This is a genomic window from uncultured Parasphingorhabdus sp. (assembly GCF_963975735.1).
Taxonomy (GTDB): Bacteria; Pseudomonadota; Alphaproteobacteria; order Sphingomonadales; family Sphingomonadaceae; genus Parasphingorhabdus.
This window is the reverse complement of sequence record NZ_CAXBIA010000012.1, coordinates 1-17,271: the sequence shown is the minus strand read 5'-3', so window position 1 is coordinate 17,271 and position 17,271 is coordinate 1. Positions and strand designations below refer to the sequence as shown.

Annotated in this window: 18 protein-coding genes; 8 read left to right on the top strand and 10 right to left on the bottom strand. The window is 56.9% G+C overall.

The annotated features are described in order from the left end of the window. Positions 1-453 precede the first annotated feature (453 nt). Entirely contained in the window at positions 454-1,038 is a 585-nt protein-coding gene (locus tag AACZ86_RS12465) for a PEPxxWA-CTERM sorting domain-containing protein (RefSeq protein WP_339693048.1), read from the bottom strand. Between the two features lie 501 nt (positions 1,039-1,539). Between AACZ86_RS12465 and AACZ86_RS12460 the strand changes: the two genes are divergently transcribed. Further along, positions 1,540-2,790: an adenylate/guanylate cyclase domain-containing protein gene (locus AACZ86_RS12460; RefSeq protein ID WP_339693046.1), complete on the top strand. Its 1,251-nt coding sequence runs from the start codon at positions 1,540-1,542 to the stop codon at positions 2,788-2,790. A 36-nt stretch (positions 2,791-2,826) separates the two neighbouring features. Here AACZ86_RS12460 and AACZ86_RS12455 read toward each other — a convergent pair whose 3' ends face one another. Together AACZ86_RS12455 and AACZ86_RS12450 are read right to left on the bottom strand one after the other, a co-directional pair. Then, a complete protein-coding gene (locus AACZ86_RS12455) occupies positions 2,827-3,102 on the bottom strand; it encodes a metal-sensitive transcriptional regulator (RefSeq protein ID WP_339693044.1) in 276 nt (91 codons plus the stop codon). Positions 3,103-3,115: 13 nt separating this feature from the next. Beyond that, positions 3,116-3,838, bottom strand: a complete 723-nt coding sequence (locus AACZ86_RS12450) for a glutaredoxin (RefSeq protein ID WP_339693167.1) — start codon at positions 3,836-3,838, stop codon at positions 3,116-3,118. A 79-nt stretch (positions 3,839-3,917) separates the two neighbouring features. Between AACZ86_RS12450 and AACZ86_RS12445 the strand changes: the two genes are divergently transcribed. The 3 genes from AACZ86_RS12445 to AACZ86_RS12435 all read left to right on the top strand — a co-directional run bounded on the left by AACZ86_RS12445 (position 3,918) and on the right by AACZ86_RS12435 (position 8,125). Beyond that, positions 3,918-5,741: a copper resistance system multicopper oxidase gene (locus AACZ86_RS12445; RefSeq protein WP_339693042.1), complete on the top strand. Its 1,824-nt coding sequence runs from the start codon at positions 3,918-3,920 to the stop codon at positions 5,739-5,741. After that, positions 5,738-6,658: a copper resistance protein B gene (locus tag AACZ86_RS12440; RefSeq protein ID WP_339693041.1), complete on the top strand. Its 921-nt coding sequence runs from the start codon at positions 5,738-5,740 to the stop codon at positions 6,656-6,658. The genes AACZ86_RS12445 and AACZ86_RS12440 overlap by 4 nt, the downstream gene beginning before the upstream one ends. A 108-nt stretch (positions 6,659-6,766) precedes the next feature. Beyond that, positions 6,767-8,125, top strand: coding sequence for an MBL fold metallo-hydrolase (locus tag AACZ86_RS12435; protein ID WP_339693039.1), 1,359 nt, complete (start codon positions 6,767-6,769; stop codon positions 8,123-8,125). 33 nt (positions 8,126-8,158) lie between these two features. Here AACZ86_RS12435 and AACZ86_RS12430 read toward each other — a convergent pair whose 3' ends face one another. Continuing rightward, positions 8,159-8,521 (bottom strand): teicoplanin resistance protein VanZ, encoded by a 363-nt coding sequence (locus tag AACZ86_RS12430; protein WP_339693037.1) that lies wholly within the window; start codon positions 8,519-8,521, stop codon positions 8,159-8,161. 518 nt (positions 8,522-9,039) lie between these two features. Between AACZ86_RS12430 and AACZ86_RS12425 the strand changes: the two genes are divergently transcribed. Beyond that, a complete protein-coding gene (locus AACZ86_RS12425; protein WP_339693035.1) occupies positions 9,040-9,951 on the top strand; it encodes a LysR family transcriptional regulator in 912 nt (303 codons plus the stop codon). A 275-nt stretch (positions 9,952-10,226) separates the two neighbouring features. Here AACZ86_RS12425 and AACZ86_RS12420 read toward each other — a convergent pair whose 3' ends face one another. Continuing rightward, the gene (locus AACZ86_RS12420; protein ID WP_339693033.1) at positions 10,227-10,556 is read right to left on the bottom strand and encodes a UrcA family protein; all 330 of its coding nucleotides are present in this window, start codon (positions 10,554-10,556) and stop codon (positions 10,227-10,229) included. 307 nt (positions 10,557-10,863) lie between these two features. Between AACZ86_RS12420 and AACZ86_RS12415 the strand changes: the two genes are divergently transcribed. Beyond that, the gene (locus AACZ86_RS12415) at positions 10,864-11,775 is read left to right on the top strand and encodes a LysR substrate-binding domain-containing protein (RefSeq protein ID WP_339693032.1); all 912 of its coding nucleotides are present in this window, start codon (positions 10,864-10,866) and stop codon (positions 11,773-11,775) included. A 62-nt stretch (positions 11,776-11,837) separates the two neighbouring features. Here the strand turns inward: AACZ86_RS12415 and AACZ86_RS12410 are convergent, their stop codons facing one another. From AACZ86_RS12410 to AACZ86_RS12395, 4 genes are all read right to left on the bottom strand, one after another. After that, entirely contained in the window at positions 11,838-12,263 is a 426-nt protein-coding gene (locus AACZ86_RS12410) for a PaaI family thioesterase (protein ID WP_339693030.1), read from the bottom strand. A gap of 130 nt (positions 12,264-12,393) precedes the next feature. Continuing rightward, positions 12,394-13,968: a long-chain-fatty-acid--CoA ligase gene (locus AACZ86_RS12405; protein ID WP_339693029.1), complete on the bottom strand. Its 1,575-nt coding sequence runs from the start codon at positions 13,966-13,968 to the stop codon at positions 12,394-12,396. Positions 13,969-14,062: 94 nt separating this feature from the next. After that, complete coding sequence (locus AACZ86_RS12400) at positions 14,063-14,704, bottom strand: DUF938 domain-containing protein (protein WP_339693027.1); 642 nt, start codon at positions 14,702-14,704, stop codon at positions 14,063-14,065. A gap of 22 nt (positions 14,705-14,726) precedes the next feature. Beyond that, entirely contained in the window at positions 14,727-15,548 is an 822-nt protein-coding gene (locus AACZ86_RS12395; RefSeq protein WP_339693025.1) for an SDR family NAD(P)-dependent oxidoreductase, read from the bottom strand. A 201-nt stretch (positions 15,549-15,749) separates the two neighbouring features. Here AACZ86_RS12395 and AACZ86_RS12390 point away from each other — a divergent pair, with 201 nt between their 5' ends. Together AACZ86_RS12390 and AACZ86_RS12385 are read left to right on the top strand one after the other, a co-directional pair. Further along, on the top strand, positions 15,750-16,112 hold the full coding sequence (locus tag AACZ86_RS12390) for a methyltransferase (protein WP_339693024.1): 363 nt from the start codon (positions 15,750-15,752) through the stop codon (positions 16,110-16,112). After that, a complete protein-coding gene (locus tag AACZ86_RS12385) occupies positions 16,109-16,237 on the top strand; it encodes a hypothetical protein (RefSeq protein WP_339693023.1) in 129 nt (42 codons plus the stop codon). The genes AACZ86_RS12390 and AACZ86_RS12385 overlap by 4 nt, the downstream gene beginning before the upstream one ends. On the opposite strand, the gene AACZ86_RS12380 is transcribed toward AACZ86_RS12385, so the two are convergent. After that, positions 16,234-17,211, bottom strand: a complete 978-nt coding sequence (locus AACZ86_RS12380; RefSeq protein WP_339693021.1) for a bile acid:sodium symporter family protein — start codon at positions 17,209-17,211, stop codon at positions 16,234-16,236. The two genes, AACZ86_RS12385 and AACZ86_RS12380, sit on opposite strands and share 4 nt — an antisense overlap. Between the last annotated feature and the right edge of the window lie 60 nt (positions 17,212-17,271).

The window sequence follows — 17,271 nt, the reverse complement described above, 5'->3', positions numbered from 1 at the left end:
CGTTCGTCCTGAGCCTATCGAGCCGCAAGCCAGCGAAGCTAGCGACTTTTGCGCCACGCGAAACCCTCAAGCGCGCGCACAATTAAACTTTACACAAACACACCCTTTTGTTTTCCGTAAACTTCTGCCCAAATCCGCAGTCTTCCGGTACTATCTCTCCGCCACCAAGGCGCCGAGTGTAATCTTTGAAACGGTGGGGTTCAACTGGTCCGATTGGTTCAGATGAGCGGGCGATATCGCCGCAGTCTTGTCCAGATTGTCAAAGAGCCAAGCGAAAGTAGACGATTGGGTTGAGTGTAGGAAAGACCAATGTGCAATGCCGTGATGCAAAGCTGTGATCTGCTCAGCCCGAAGGCAAGGGTCGCAGAAAAGCATGTCAATCGGTGCCAGCGAGCAAACAAAAACCCTGCCAGATTGCTCTGACAGGGTTTTTAAGTAAATCGATTGTTTAGCCTAAGCGTAGCTAACCTTCAGATTGACTTTGCGCTGACGTCGCATCGCACCGCCAATGGCACCAAAGCCAAAGATCATGAAAGCCCATGTTGCAGGTTCTGGGACGGCTCCTAAAGATTGAAACGACACTCCGTTAAGACCTTGATTGTTCCAAATACTGGTATCGTTGTTCACACCTACAGATGCATAATTGGTGTTACCGTTGGCGTAACCCAAAGCTACATTAATAAAAAGCTGATCGAAGTTGGTTCCAATTACACCTCTATCAGCCCAAAAAGAGCCGCTTGTTATAACACCATTGGCGAGAGTAAAGCTGTTCTCAAATTGATTTGTCCAAACAGTTACATCCGTGGGAGTTCCGGTAAATGCGCCAGCGCTAAATGAGTCGACAAAAACTTGAGTTGCTGACGAAGTGGCGTTGTCTGTCAGACCTAAGATTCGACCAGTGACACTTCCGGCAATACCATTTGTAACTCCAGAATCACCGGTATCGGTGCTGAACGTAAAGATAAAATCGGCAGCATTTGCTGGCGTTGTAGCGACAAATGACAATGATGCTGCGGTAGCTAAAAGTAGCTTTTTCATGATTTTGGGCCTTTCGAAGATACGTTCAGTGATTCCTGAATTTGTATTAGATGATGCAATCCTTCTGTGATTGTTAATTCAACATTAAGGACATTACAACTGGGCCCTCAAAATTCTCTGATTCGTGCCATTATGGGACAACTGCAAGTTGTAGCATGATGTGAAAAAACCACCGGAATCGCTTCCAGCGGGCTTTATGCTTTGGTCAGTTGTGAGAGGTGGCTCGCACTGAACGAATGACGGCTTTCGGAATGCACCGATTAAGTCTCCAAAGACCACTATTGGGGCGTTAGCCGCCATTCAGTGTCCGTATCCGCAATGTCCGCTTTTCTGCCCAAAGTGGAATTGGTTCCCTTCCGTTCCCCCTGCCCGGAAAGAATTCATCCAAAAAAACCACTGGTTAACAGTAGCGCTCTATAGCCCTGTGACAGAAGGGCCGGATTTCAGGCTTTGCCGCTGGCGGTTTTCCGACCAGCGACCGTTTCATCCGGGGGGATATATATGGCATTTATCAATCATTTTGCCGAGGCCGAAGACGAGCTGAACTATGTGCATGACGAGCGCGCGTCGCGGCTCAAGGCGACCCGGGCTGTGCTCATTCTCGGCCCGCTGATTTTCCTCGGCTTCTTCATGCTGACCCCGGTCTTCTCGTCGAACGAGGCCTTTGCGACCTTCAATATCACGACGATGGCGATCGTCGGCTTTTTCGCACTGGCGATATTTGCAACGACCAACCGCCTTTATATCGAGCAACCGTGGCTGGATCTCTTGCCGTTCATTTGCATGTCGATCGCAGCGGCCGTGCTGATGACCGTATTGGTTCGTACCACGGCGGCCAATGACCTCGATATTACCAAGATATCCGTCGTCTACTTTGGCCTGATCTATTTCATCGCCAGCGTTGCCTTTGTCGCCAATGTACGGCTGTTCACGATCTGGGCGATCGGCATGCTGGGGGTGTTCATCGCCTATATGGACAGCCACGGCATCGACGTCGACGAGATGTATCATACCATCGTCAACATCAGCTTTTTCCTGCTGTTCGCGATCTTCTCCAACTGGGAAGCCGATCGCCGGGCGCGGGCGATGTATGTGGCTCGCCAGGAGCTCAACCAGGAACGCAAGAAGACGGAGAAACTGCTCTATAATGTCTTGCCGCAAGCGGTCGCCCAGCGGCTGCGCGCGGGTGAGGTGGTGGCCGATTCCTTCTCCGATATCTCTGTGGTTTTCATCGATATTGTTGGCTTCTCGAAACTTTCCAAGCAGCTTTCGCCGGGTCATCTGGTCGAGCAGCTGAACGGGTTTTTCCTGATCGCCGACCAATGCGCGACCCGCTATGGCATCGAGAAAGTCAAAACCATCGGTGATTGCTACCTTGCGGTTTGCGGCGGTACCGCTTCCGACGGCTCCGGCGCCAAAGATGCGGTAAGCTTTGCCAAAGATGTGATTGCGGAAATGCAGAGCCGGGCCGCAGAAAGCGGGATCGACATCCAGTTGCGGGTCGGCGTGCATTCCGGGCCGGTCGTCGGCGGCGTGGTCGGGACAAGCCGGCTGGCCTATGATTACTGGGGCGATACGATGAATATCGCCAGCCGGATCGAAGGCGCGGCGGAGCCCAACGGGATAGCGGTGTCAGCCGCCACCTTCTTCCAGTGCACCGGAAGTCACGAATTTGACTCGCCCGAAACCATCGCGCTGAAAGGAGTCGGGGATACGGTGATTTACCGGATCAAGCCCGATATTGCGGCGTGAACTGGCGACCGGGAGCGCCGATTATAGTCCCGGCTTCTAGCGCTTCATCTTCTCGAACAGATCGACCAGCTCGTCGAATTTCTCGCGCTGTTCTTCGGGGTCGCCGGTGGCGATCGCCTCGCTGACGCAGCAGGCGGCGTGGTCCTTGAGAATCTGGCTCTCGACTTTGGCGAGCGCCGATTTCACCGCCTGCATCTGGTGCAATATATCCATGCAATAGCGGTCTTCCTCGACCATTTTCGCGATGCCCCGCACCTGCCCCTCGATGCGGTGGAGCCGGTTCAGTTTCGCGCTGATATTGTCTTTTGCCATGGTTCCGTCCTTATCACGCAGATAGCAGCTTGTAACTCATCCACAGCGCCATGCCGATCATGAAAATATTCTCGGTCAGCGAGATAAAGCCGAGCGGCACATTGCTGTCTCCGCCGACGCACGCACATTTGAGCTCGCGCTTCTGGATATAGACCGCGTAGAAGACCGAGACCGCGCCGATCGTGCCGATGAACAAGGCCACGGGGATGGCCAGCCATAGCGCGACGCCGGCAATCATCAGCACGCCGGCCAGCCCCTCGCCGAACGGGTAGAGATAGGAATAGCGCACCCAGCGTCTGGCGAGCAGATCATAATTGAGGAACATGGTCGAGAAGCTCTCGATATCGCGCAATTTCAGGTAAGCGAGACCGCACATCGAGAAAGCAACGAACCATTCGGCGGTCAATATCGAGAACCAGGCGCCGGTGGAGACAAAGGCGGCGGCCAGCGCCATCAGGAACGTCATCGTGAACAGAGCGATGACCGGCTGGTAGCTGGTGTCGCTGCGCTCTTCCTTCGGCCTGTCCTTGCCGAGATACACTCGCAACTGGTCATAGCCGCCGATCCGCTCGCCATCGATGAAGGTCTGCGGCGTGGTCTCGACATCATGCTCCGCCTTGAACGCGTCGGTCTCGGCTCTCGTGGTCAGATGATGGTCCTCGACGGTGAAGCCTTGTCGCTCGAGCAGATATTTTGATTTCAGCCCGTAAGGACAGATATGCTGGTCCATTACCATGCGGTAGAGTTTTGCTGTTCTGTTTTTCACGGTCAAACCCTTATTGTCATATACCTATGGGGGGTATATAGGATTTCGCATGATAAAAAGCAATCTTCCCCTGTCGCGCCGTAGCATGATCGGCTCTCTTGCCGCCCTGAGCGGTCTAGCCGCCCTGCCCATGCCCGCATGGTCAATGGGCCAGATGGGCGGCCCGGTGCGCAAGGGTATCCATGAACTTTCCGGCGCCAAGGTCGATCTGCATATCGCCGATGGCAGCTTTGCCACCGGCGGCCGGTCGGGGCACGCGATTGCGGTCAACGGCACGGTGCCGGGCCCGCTGATCCGGCTGAAGGAGGGCGAGCAGACGATACTCTCGGTGCACAATATGCTGGACGTCGACAGTTCGGTGCACTGGCATGGGCTGCTGTTGCCGTTCCAGTTTGACGGCGTGCCGGGGATCAGCTTTCCGGGGATCAGGCCGGGTGCGCGTTTCGATGTGCCGCTGACGCCGCGCCAGTCGGGCACTTACTGGTGGCACAGCCATAGCGGGCTGCAGGAACAGGTCGGCCATTATGGGCCCCTGATCATTGATCCCGCAGGACCCGATCCGGTGCAATATGACCGCGAGCATATCATCCTGCTCAGCGAATTCACGCCGATGCACCCGCATGCCATCATGAAGAAGCTGAAGGTATCCGAAGGCTATTTCAGCATGCAGAAGACCAGTGCCACAGACGATTATCCGTTGAGCGCGGAAGAGCGGCGGATGTGGGGGAGGATGCGGATGATGCCGACCGATATCGCCGATGTGTCAGCGCCTACTTATACATATCTGATCAACGGTCATGGGCCGGAGGACGGGCTGGAGCTTCCCTATAGCCCGGGCGAGCGCGTGCGCTTGCGGATCATCAACGGCAGCGCGATGACCTTCTTCAATATTCGCCTGCCCGGCCTGCCGATGACGGTGGTTCAGGCAGACGGTGTCAACGTACAACCGGTAGAGGTCGATGAGCTACAGATCGGCGTCGCCGAGACTTATGACGTGATTGTAACGCCGAGCGAAGCGGGTGCTTTTGCGATTGCGGCGGAGAGCATGGATCGCAGCGGCATGGCGCAGGCCTCCCTCACCTCGCAACCGGGGCGAAAGGCCGCCTTCCCTGCGCTGCGCGATCCGCCTTTGCTGTCGATGGTGGACATGGGCCATGGGGGCATGGATCACGGTGACGGTGGTACTGAGCCAGCCGAGCCGATGGATCACAGCAAGATGGACCACGCCGCCATGGGGCATGCAATGCCCCATGCCGCGCCTGCCGACGCGCATAGCGGCCATGACATGGCAGCGATGGATATGAGCGGCGGCATGGATATGCGTGACACTTCACTGCTCCCTGCGAGCGTCAGGACCGGTCCCGGCATCGATATGGTATCGATGAACCCTCAGGACCGCACCGGCTATCCCGGCCTTGGGCTGGACGATGTGCCGCATAGGGTGCTCAACTATCGCCTGCTGAAATCGCTCGAGATGGATCATGACAAGCGCGCGCCTGACCGCGAGATGGAATTGCACCTGACCGGCAATATGGAACGCTATATGTGGAGCTTTGATGGCAGGAAAATGAGCGCTGTCGGCGATGCGCCGATCCGCTTCGCCTATAATGAACGGGTGCGGGTCAAGCTGGTCAACGACACGATGATGGCCCACCCGATCCACTTGCACGGCATGTTTTTCGAACTGGTCAACGGTCAGGGCCATCACCAGCCGAAAAAGCATACGGTGATCGTCCAGCCGGGCAGCAGCGCGACGTTTGACGTGACCACCGACGAGCCGGGCGACTGGGCCTTTCACTGCCATCTGCTCTACCATATGCACGCCGGGATGATGCAGACGGTCAGCGTTGCCTTTCCGGAAGGAGCGGCATGATGCGGCTATTAGCAACAAGCCTGATGGCGATGATCGGAACCACACCAGCACTGGCGCAGGATCATAGCCAGATGGATCACAGCACGCACCAGATGCCAGCAGCTCCGGAAGAAGCACCCGAGGTCGATCATTCAAAAATGGACCATGGCGCTATGGGCCACAGTCCGCCAGCCGCTCCGCAAGCATCCTCCCCGTACAACCTGACCGGCCCGCCCAATGCGGCGGATGCGATCTGGGGTGCAGATGCCATGCGTCCGGCCCGCGAAGCGCTCTATAAGGAGCATGGCAATATGCAGATCTTCTGGTTTCAGGGCGACCGGCTGGAATATCGCGCGCGCGCGGGCGAGGACGGCTTTCTCTGGGACGTGCAGGGCTATTATGGCGGCGACATCAACAAATTCTGGTTCAAGAGCGAAGGCGAAGGGAGTTTCGGCGAACCGGTTGAAAGCGCTGAAATACAGGTGATCTACAGCCGCGCCATTGCGCCCTTTTTCGATCTGCAGGCCGGCGTCCGGCAGGACCTGACCGGCCCCGACCGCACCCATGCGGTGATCGGCGTCCAGGGCCTGATGCCCTATATGTTCGAAGTTGATGCCGCGGCATTTCTCTCCACCAAGGGCGACCTGACCGCGCGCATCGAAGCGGAATATGACCAGCGCCTCACCCAGCGCCTGATCCTGCAACCGCGCGCCGAAATAAACCTGTCTGCTCAGGAGATTCCCGAACTGGATATCGGCGCCGGTATCGACAATATCGAACTCGGCCTCCGCCTCAGCTACGAGATCGCCCGTGAATTTGCGCCTTATGTCGGAATCGAGCAGGAATGGAAACTCGGCGGCAGCCGCGATTTTGCGCGGCTTGCCGGTGAGGACTCAAGCGTCACCAATTATGTGGTGGGCGTGCGTTTCTGGTTTTGATCAACTGGTGGAGCCGATGATCCTGTAGCAAATGCGTTGCTACCGGCCCCATTTTCGGCGGAACCCGAGTCAGGTTTCCGCGTAATTTGATCGACGCGAGGAAAAATCATGTTGTTGAAGAAAATCAAGACGCCCGGCCTGTCCCATCTTTCCTATCTGGTCGGTTCCGGCGGCAAGGCAGCCGTCATCGATCCGAGACGGGACTGCGACATCTATCTCGAGACCGCGCGGGCCGAAGGGCTCGAGATCACCCATATCTTCGAGACCCATCGCAACGAAGATCTGGTTTCCGGCGCGCCGATCTTGGCAAGCATGACGGGTGCCGAGGTATATCATGGTCCCAATCCGGCGGGTGACGTTGTTTATGCGAAGACCGCCCGTGAAGGCGACCGCTTCGCCATCGGGCAACTGGCGATCGAGATTATCGAAACGCCCGGCCACACGGATGATCATATCGCCTTCGCGCTGTATGACAGCGAATATCCTGACGGCGCGGTCGGCGTGTTCACCGGCGACGCGCTGTTCGTGGGCGATGTCGGCCGCACCGATTTCTACCCGGAGCGCAAACGGGAAGTGGCCGGACTATTGTTCGATTCCCTGCAGAAAATTCTGGCGCTCGGCGATCAGGCGATGATCTATCCCGCCCATGGGGCCGGATCGGTCTGCGGATCGGGAATGGCTGAACGGGAGTTTTCGACGGTCGGGCACGAGAGGAAAAACAATTCCCGGCTGCAAATCCAGAGCCGGGACGAATTTATCGAAGCGAAGATCAACGAGAACCATTATCAGCCGCCCTATTTCCGGTTGATGGAGCGGCTCAATATGGAAGGCGGCGATCCTGCACCGCGGGTGCCAAGACCGAAAAACCTGACCCTGTCGGAACTGGACAATTGTAACGCCACCCATTGGGTAGATGTGCGCGATCCGATGGCTTTTGCCTCGGGTCATTTTCCCGGATCTATGAGCCTGCCGGTCGGCATGATATCGGCATTTGCCGGATGGTATATCGGCGAGGAAGACAGCATTTTGCTGATCGGTGCGGACGAAAGCGAGCTTGCCAGTGCAACCGAGCATCTTGTTCGTATCGCGCTCGACAATATCGTCGGCGGATATACCGGGGTGGTTTCGGCGGCGGCAGCAGGGAAAAGCATGGAACAAGTCCCGATGATCGAAACGCACGAGGTCAAGACGCGGCTGCAAGAGGGCCGCAGCGACTGGACCTTGCTCGACGTGCGCGATGCGGATGAACATAGCGAATTCTCGATCGACGGTTCGCAGCATATCTATGTCGGCGAATTGAACGAACGCTGGAAAGAGCTCGACAAGGCGCATCACTATACATTGATGTGTGCCAGCGGCATGCGGGCGACTGTGGCAGCGGGCTGGCTGGCCAGTCGGGGATTTGGAAAACTCGACATCTATCTGGGCTCGATGGGCCCTTGGAAAGCGTCCCAAGAGGAGGAATAGGAAGCTATATTAGCGGCAGATAATTCCCGGATTTTATCCCGTCACCGAACGCTTGCCTCTCACGCTCCAGAACAATTTTCCAGCCAATAAGCCAAGCACGATCGCGACAATATCTGCGGCAAAATCCATCCAGTCGGCATCGCGTCCCAATCCCATGGAAAATTGCAGAAGCTCGATGCCGCCGCCGAAGACCATCAGCAGAACGAGCAGGAACGCGGCATTTGTGCGCGGCCAAAGCAATCGTGCCATCAGCGACAGGGTGAAAAATGCCAGACCGTGGTTGAGCTTGTCGTAGGCAAAAACCGTCGGCGCGTCTGCCGCAGGCATGAGCGATATCGCGAGGATGATGCCGAGCAACAGCCAGAACAGGATACGGAATATATTCAGGGTCTTCATTCTGCCCACCTAGCTGGCGAAAGATGACCGGCCCGTTAACGCAGGGGCACCGGATGCCACCCCTGCGTCACATCAGATTCTGCAAATTGATCAGGTCGTTCGTCAATATGATCATCCCGCTGGTGACCACAAATCCCAGCAATGCGGAAATAAATGTTGCGCGGTTGTTGGACATGGCATTTTCCTTTCTGAAAATAGCTGGCGCGGCGGAGCGGATCGGGGGTAGTCCGCGCTCGCCGCACCAGCTGGAATTTCCCGGTTATACGGTTAGAACCGCCACCGGGAATGATGCGAGGGCCAGCGAGAAACTCGTTACCGTCGCGAAAAATGCGCCGATCAGGGCGGTGGTGTTGAACTTCGTCATTTCACGTCTCCAGGGCTGTGGATTTCAATCCGACGGTGGATCAAGCCATCGTCATGAGCTCTAAATATACCGGTCAGGATCGAAGCGCTAACACCAGTCTTGCAAATATGTTATGCAGATACGCATAGCCCCGGGTTCTTGAAGAGAATTGGCCATGTTGGACTGGAACGACTTGCGTTATTTTCTGGCTGTCGCCCGAACGGGGAGCACCCTCGCGGCAGCGAAACATCTCCGTGTCAGCCAGTCGACAATATCCCGCCGGGTCACTGCGCTCGAAGATATTCTCGGGGTCAGATTATTCGTGCGCAAGCCTTCCGGTTACACCCTTACCCCGCGCGGAGAATCGGTTTTACCCGCAGCAGAATCGGTCGAGGCAGCGGTGCAGTCCTTCTCTCACGGCATAGCCGCCGAGGCTCGCCGCGTTGTCGGTACGGTACGACTGACGACGGTGGAATCCGCAGCCAACGCCTGGATCATTCCCTCACTCGGCCTGCTCCGCACCCGTTACCCCGACCTGCGACTGGAGATCCTGACCACAGACGAGAATCTGGATATCGCGCGCGGAGAATGTGACGTTGCACTTCGATTCGGGGAAAAGCCGACAGAGGAGATGCTGATCGTCCGTCATCTGCTCGACATGCAGGAAACATTCTACGCGCACGAGCAATTGGTGGAAAAACTGGGCATGCCCGACAGTCTGGCAGCGGTGACCTGTTATCCGCTTATCATGTCGATGGATCGGGAAGGAAAAGTCGGTCGCTGGATGACGGAGAATTTTCCGGACGCGGAAATCGCGCACCGGGCCAATACGGTATCGAGCATCATTGCGAGTGTCCGCTCCGGCGTTGGCGCTTCGATACTTCCCTGTCTGATGGGAGATGACACGAGACGTCTGGTCAGGCTGCTGCCGCCGATTGCGGAGCTGACCATGCCGGGCTGGATCGTGACAACCGACGAAGCGCGCCGGCAGCCGCATATCCGCGCGCTTATCGATTTTGTCGTCGAACAAATTCAGCTTTCGCTCGCCCGCAGCTCTTCGCGCCTGTCGGTGGTACAGGCAGCCTGATCGCCGTCATTCCGCTTCGATAAGGCTGGGATAACCTCCGCATCACAATATACCGCAGTAAACAACGGATTTGGGGCCGATGAAAGCAATGTCGCGATCGACACGTCCCTGCCGCAGAATGCTGCAGACCATAAGAAGCTGCTCGACGCGGTCAGCAACAAGGTGCCTGAATATATTATCGCAACCGGCAGGCAGGCCCTCTCCGCCAGAGACGGAAAGGGCCTGCTTCACCATATAGCCGAGCCCAAAATAATAGCCAAGGTACGCGGTAGATATTAGGGACGGGCGTCAGCCAGTTTCGTGCCTGCATGTGCGCTGAAACTGCTCATCTCAACGCGGTCGATAGCCGTCAGCCACTGTGTTTTGATTGCATCGCTGCACTTGCTCAGAGTGTGGCGGGGAAGCAATACCGAGTAGTTTCCGCTGCGGCAATAAGAGCGCGCTTCTCTTTCCAGGCGCACCATCATCCGTTCGCGGCTGCTTTCGCTCTGCAGTTCTTGAGCGACAAATTGAAACGACGCTTTTTCCTCTGCGGCCACCGCAGGAGTGGTAGCGATCGCCGATACTGCGAGCGCGAATAGGGTTGTGCTTTTGACGGTGTTCATAATGTAATTCCCTTCTGAATTTGTGCGTTGCAGCATTCTCGATTCAGACAAAAAGCGCCATCGCAGCTTGTGCACGGCCCGTTGCAATCTTTGCAAAACCTCATTTTATCGTATATTTTCAGACCACTACGACGCTTTCGCGAGATCAAGAAAAAGCGATGAAAAAGCTTTTCTCAAAAAATGGTGCATTGCAGCATATAATCGGCTAGTGTCGCGACACAGCGCGTAACTGATCCTGATTCACCCTTTGCAGGGATAAAGTCCCTGATGACGGATCATGCTGTCGTAATGAGTATCAGGAGTAACAATGCGCAGGCTTCCCCCAACCGGTGCCCTTGAAGCTTTTCTGGCCACGGCACGAAGCGGCACGCTACGCGCAGCCGCGGCTGATCTGAATCTTTCCCCATCGGCGTTGAGCCGGCGCATCCAGAATTTGGAAACCTATGTCGGCCAGCCTCTTTTCGAACGGCGACACCACGAATTCCAGCTCACCCCGACCGGGAAGCGTCTGCTGATCGGTACCGAGCCTGTGTTCGAGAAGCTCGGACTGCTTCTGGAAGAATTGCGCGAGGAAAAACAATATAAGATCACCGTGGGCGTTCCCCCGTCCTTTGCAACAGCCTGGCTGATGCCGCGTATACAGCAATTCAGGGAAAAACATCCCGAAGTCGAACTGACCCTGGACAGCTCCGGTTCGCCGATGGCGAAACTGGGTATGAGTCTTGATGCCATCATCCTGTTTGCCAACAAGAATGAACATCAGATCGAAATGCACGAACTGCGCCCGCAGCGCGCCTTTGCGATCACCGCACCAAGTCTGGTCGACACGCGCACCGGGCTAAAGCGCGCCTTGAAAGAGCAGCCGCTTCTGATCCACCGCGCCTTACCGGAAATATTGCCCAACTGGCTGAAGACTGTCGGTTTGGATGCGCTGCCTTCCAGCAAGATCGAATATTATGACAATGGTCCATTGCTGGTTTCAGCAGCACAACACGGCTTGGGAATGGCGTTGGTGCTCGAAGACATGGTCAACTTCAAGTCCGGAACATCCGGACTGGTTCGCCCCTTTGGCGAAAGCGCCGAGACTCCTTACAGCTATTTTCTCGCGATCAAAAATGCATCGGGCAGCAGGCGTGCGATCCGCTGGTTTGGCGATTGGCTCCTGAACGAAGCCGCCAGCGATCCGCGAAACCTGATGCGGTCAAAGGAATTCGTCTGATCCACGGCGATTCCCTCCATGCCGAGATTGCCGTGCCGTAGATTGGATATTTCCAGAATTACTCAGCCGGCGCGCGCGCGGGATATTTTGCTGACCGTACTGGCTGTCGCCGTCAACACATTGTCTTCGTTGTAAACATGGCCTTCCATGAAGACTATTTTATAGCCTTGCTTGATCGCCCAGCCTTCAACCCGTAGCTTTCCAGCCCGGGTTGGTTCCAGATATGAGGTCTTTATTTCCAGCGATGACAGGCCGACAATATCGGGATCGTGCAAGAACATCGCGTGGCTCATGGCTGCATCGAGCATGGCGGTAACAAAGCCGCCCTGGACGATGTCTATCGAATGGCAATAGTCTGTCCCGATATCGAATTCGAATGTACAGGCGCATTTTTCAGTGTCGACATCAACCAGCTTCCCGCCCATCAAACGGATGAACTTGGGGCTGTGTTGATTACTCTCTTCTATTATTTTTTCTTTGTTTTTCATAAATATATTCCGCGCCGGTCGTTTCCGACGACGCTCCATTGTCCTGAATAAGATTGAATCATTACGTCGATCGACCGAGAGCGTTCGCCCGAAGCCAACATTGGTTGCCGCCCGGCTTGCAGGCGCCTCCTCAGTTCACTCCGCGATCATTGCCTTCCCAATAAGGCGCGCGCAATTCCCGCCGCAATATCTTGCCCGAGGCATTTCTCGGCAAGTCGGCGATCACGTCGACCGTCTTGGGGACCTTGAAGCCCGCGATGCGTTCTTTGGCCCAGGCAATGATGCTGTCGGTGTCGATCTCGGTGACGCCCGGCTTGGGCGAGACGACCGCTTTGACCGCTTCTCCCCATTTGGCGTCGGGGATGCCGATGACCGCGACTTCGTTGACCTGCGGGTGGCCGAAAATCGCATTCTCGACTTCCGCCGGATAGACATTCTCGCCGCCAGAGATGATCATGTCCTTGACCCGGTCCTTGATGTAGAAATAGCCGTCCTCGTCCATCACCGCTGCGTCGCCGGTATAGAGCCAGCCGTCGGCGTCGACCGTCTCGGCGGTCTTCTCCGGATTGTCGTAATAATGCAGCATGTTGAGGCCGGATCGTGTGGCGATTTCACCGATCGTTCCGGGCGGGACTTCCTGCCGCTTCTCGTCGACGATCTTCAACTCGACACTGGGCAGCGCGATGCCGATGCCGCGCATCCGTTCATTGCCCGCCGGATCATGATCCTCGGGCGGCAGGATGCAGATGGTTCCCGTGGTCTCGGTCATGCCATATTGCTGGCAGAAAAGAGCTTTGGGCATGGTCTGCATACACTGGCGCAGCAATTCCAGCGGGATCGGGGCAGCGCCATAGGTCACGCTCCGGACGCTGGAGAAATCGGTATCCTGGGCACGCGGCCAGTTGACCAGCATCTGCAGCGCGGTCGGCACAAGGAAAAACTGGTTGAGCCCCTTGTCGATGCAGTCGAGCACACTGTCGGGGTGGAATTCGGGAATGACCATCATCGTCGCGCCATTGTAAAAGGCGATCGGGCCGATGCCGGAGCCGGCGATATGCGCGCAGGGCATGACCGCCAGCGTGCTGTCACCCGGTTTCAGATCGATCCATGCATGATCGGGATGGTCCTCGACCAGAGGCCGCAGCTTGAACAGATTGTCGCTGGTCAGCACCGCGCCCTTGTGATTGCCCGTGGTTCCGGATGTGTATAGCTGCAGCACGCCTTCCGCCGGGTCGCATTGGGTCAGATCGCCGGGTGGAGTATTGGCGACAAAATCGGCCAGATTCGGCAGGTCCGTACCGGGCTTTGTGCAGATTATCATCTTGGTAGCGGGTGACTGTTGCGCCGCATTTTTTGCGATCTCGGCAAATTCCGGTTCGCAGATGAGCAGCGGCGCTCTTGTGTCTTTCAGAACATAGGCCACTTCCGGTGCAGCGAGACGCCAGCCGATCGGAGCGATGACCATGCCGGCGCGGCTGGCAGCGGCGAACAGGGTGAAATAGAGGCCGCTATTCTTGCCCAGCCAGCAGATGCGGTCGCCTCTAGCAAGGCCCGCGCCGGTAAAGGCCTGCGCATATGCGGTGACGCGCTTGTCGAGTTCGGCATAGCTGACGAGACCGTCGGGATCATCAATCGCGATATTATCGGGGGTATTCGCAGCCCAGTGGGCGATGGAAGATCCCATGCAGCGTCGTGTCTCTGTCATTTGCCCGCTCCTTGTTACTTTGCGCCCTTGTTAATCGGGCGATTAAGGCATGGCAAGGGGAACGGCGATAAACCCCTCCTTTTCAAAGGAGGAGCTAGTCTGTTTTCCGATAGACCAAAGATATATTATTTGCCGGCATTTCGATCAGGCTCTCGTGAACGAAACCGTTTCTCTTCGCCAGCGCGTCCATATCGGCGACATCGCGCAGACCCCAGCGCAGATTCCGGCTTTTCAGACTGCGTTCGAAGGCGAGATTGCCGGGAGCGGTTTCGACATCTTCGCGCAGATAGGGGCCGTAGAGATAGAAGGGCGCGCCCGGAGCGAGCAGCTTGCCGGCTTTTTCAAACAGGCCGATGCTCGATTCCCACGGGCTGATATGGACCATGTTGATGCACAGGATCGCCGCGACGTCTTGCACGTCCCACGTCGTGGCCTGCGCATCGAGCTGTTTCGGCGGCAGGATATTCGGCACGGCTTCGCGCTTCGTCCAGGCGGCGATGGACTCGCAGCAGGCAGGATCGGGGTCGCTGGGCTGGAATGTCAGATCGGGAAACGTCCGGCCAAAATAGACGGCATGTTCGCCGGTGCCGCTGGCGATTTCCAAAATGGTGCCGTGATCGGGCAGGATATCGCGCAAGACCTCGACAATCGCATCGCGGTTGCGGAGCGTTGCCGGGGCGTGGCGCTGTTCATTCGAGCCGGCGTCATCAATGGTCCACGGTTTTGGGTCAGTCATCGCTGGAACCTGCTGTTTCTCGTCATTTCCCGAAGGGAACTGCGTCATAATCGGCCTTCACCGCTGCATAGCGCATATCGATGCCCGCAGCGAACTCGGGATGGGAGAAAATATACAGTCGATTGTCCTCGACGCAAGTCGCCGTCCACTCGCCAATATCGGCAGGATCGAGACCGCCATCGATCACCTTGCTCATTTCCTTGAACTTCGGATCGGCCTCGTCGCCGCCGCCAGTCGGCTTATTAAAGCCGCTACGGTGGATGTTGGTTTTGACCCACGCCGGACAAAGAACGCTGACCCCGATATCGGCCGGAGCCAGTTCCTGTTGCATCGCTTCGGAATAGCCGACGACCGCGAATTTTGTCGCGTGATAGGGCGCCATGCCCGGACCGGCGATGTGGCCGGCCAGCGATGCGGTGTTGATGATATGACCGCCCTCCCCGTGACTTTTCATCAGCGGCGTGAATATTTCGACGCCGTGCACCACACCCATCAGATTGATATCGACGATCCAGCGCCAGTCTTTCAGATCAATGTCGCCGGTCATGCCGCCCAGCGCAACGCCGGCATTGTTAACGACGATATGGACTTTACCGAAACGCTCGACGGTCGCCTGCGCCGCCGCGCGCATTTGCGCTTCGTCCGCCACATCACAGACCACGGTTGCCACATCAGCGCCATTGGCCGCCAATGTTTCAGCAGCAGCATCGAGCGTCGACTGATCGATATCGGCGAGCATCAATTTCGCTCCGCGCCTGGCAAAGGCCTGTGCGATGCCAAGCCCGATACCCGCAGCTCCGCCGGTGATGAAGGCTACGCTGCTGCTGTCGATTTTCATAATCATGCTTTCGAAAGGATATGGGCGGAAGGAATTTGCTAGCTTATTGCCGACGATGAAGCGGTAATGCCAGCCTTATGGTGCCGATTGGCGAGATTATATTGCTCGGGATTCCTCTGTCAGAGTCGTTGCGCGGGCAGTTTTGGTGCACAGTTACGACGACCGAGCGTTTGCCTGTCCGTCAGTTTTACGATATCATCTTGTTTGATGACGAAATTTTTCCGCCCCGAAGAAGACAGCGCGCAGGTCAGATTTCCACCGCCGCTGGTCTATGTCGGCTTTCTGCTGACCGGAATGTTGATCGACCGTCTGAGCGGCCGGGTCCCGGACTTCATTCCGGTGTCTCCCTTGATCATGGCCGCCGGGGGCATTGTCCTATTGTCCGGTATTTTTGTGATGCTAGCCGGAACCAGCCGCTTCAGAAAACTTGGCAATAATCTCGAGCCGTGGAAGCACAGCAACCAGATCGTCAGTTCGGGCATCTACGGCTATACCCGCAATCCGATGTATCTGGGCATGGCACTCTTCTATCTCGGCCTTGCCTTATGGTTCCGCAGCAGCTGGCCATGATTCTGTTGCCGGTGGCGCTTCTGGTCATCCGCACCCAGGTGATCGCACGGGAAGAACGCTATCTGGCCGCGAAATTTGGCGACGAATATCTCGCCTATAAGGCCAGGGTTCGCCGCTGGATCTAGTCTGCGTCGCCGGTCTGCTGCCGCCGCCAGATTGCCGCAAGAAAACTGCCGATCACGACATGATAGACAGCCGATATCGCCGCCGGGACCGGCGCAAGAGCTGCCTGCATCGGGCTGGCAAATTGCGCGGCGAAAGTAGGCGTTGAGGCGAGGCTGGAGCCGAGGCCGCTGTTCTGCATCCCGACTTCGATGCTGATCGTCCGCTGTTCAGCTACGCCAAGGCCCATCATCCTGGTGATCAGATAGCCCAACCCGAAGCCGAAGACATGCAGCAGAAAGATTGCCAGCATCAGTACACCGAAATGCGCTTCGATCAGTGCCTTGCTGTCGGCGATAATACCGCCGACGATCAGGACAACGACGATGACCGAGACGAGCGGTGAAATGACCGCTATTTTCTCCGTCGCTCTGGGCAGATACCGGTTGAACATTACCCCTGCGATCACCGGCAGCAGCACAATCGACACCATGTTGAGAAACAGGCTCCACTGGTCGATCTCGACATATTTTCCGGCCAGAAATCCGGTCAGCAGCGGCGTCGCGATGACCGCAATCAGGGTCGAGGCCATGGTCATCGTTACCGACAGCGCCAGATTGGCATTGGCGAGATAGGCCACGACATTGGACGCCGTGCCGCCGGGGCAACAGGCAACGAGGATCAGGCCGACCGCGAGACCGGTCTCCAGCCCGAATATTGTGGCGAGGAAAATCCCGGCGAACGGCATCACGGTGAACTGTAATATAACGCCGGTTGCGACGCAGCGTGGGATTTTGGTGATCCGCTTGAAATCATCGAACGACAGTGTCAGGCCCATGCCGAGCATGACCAGTCCGAGCATGACGCTGACCAAAGGCTGGCCGAGCGGGCGAAAGCGGCCGTCGACGACCCAGAGAAAATGGTCGGGCACAAACCATGCCCAGGCTGTCCCCAAAACTGTCCACAGGGCGAAGAGGTTGGTCAGACGGTGGATCACCGCCCTTTCCTCCCTGCGGCGAAGCCGTGGGGAGGGGGACCATCCGCAGGATGGTGGAGG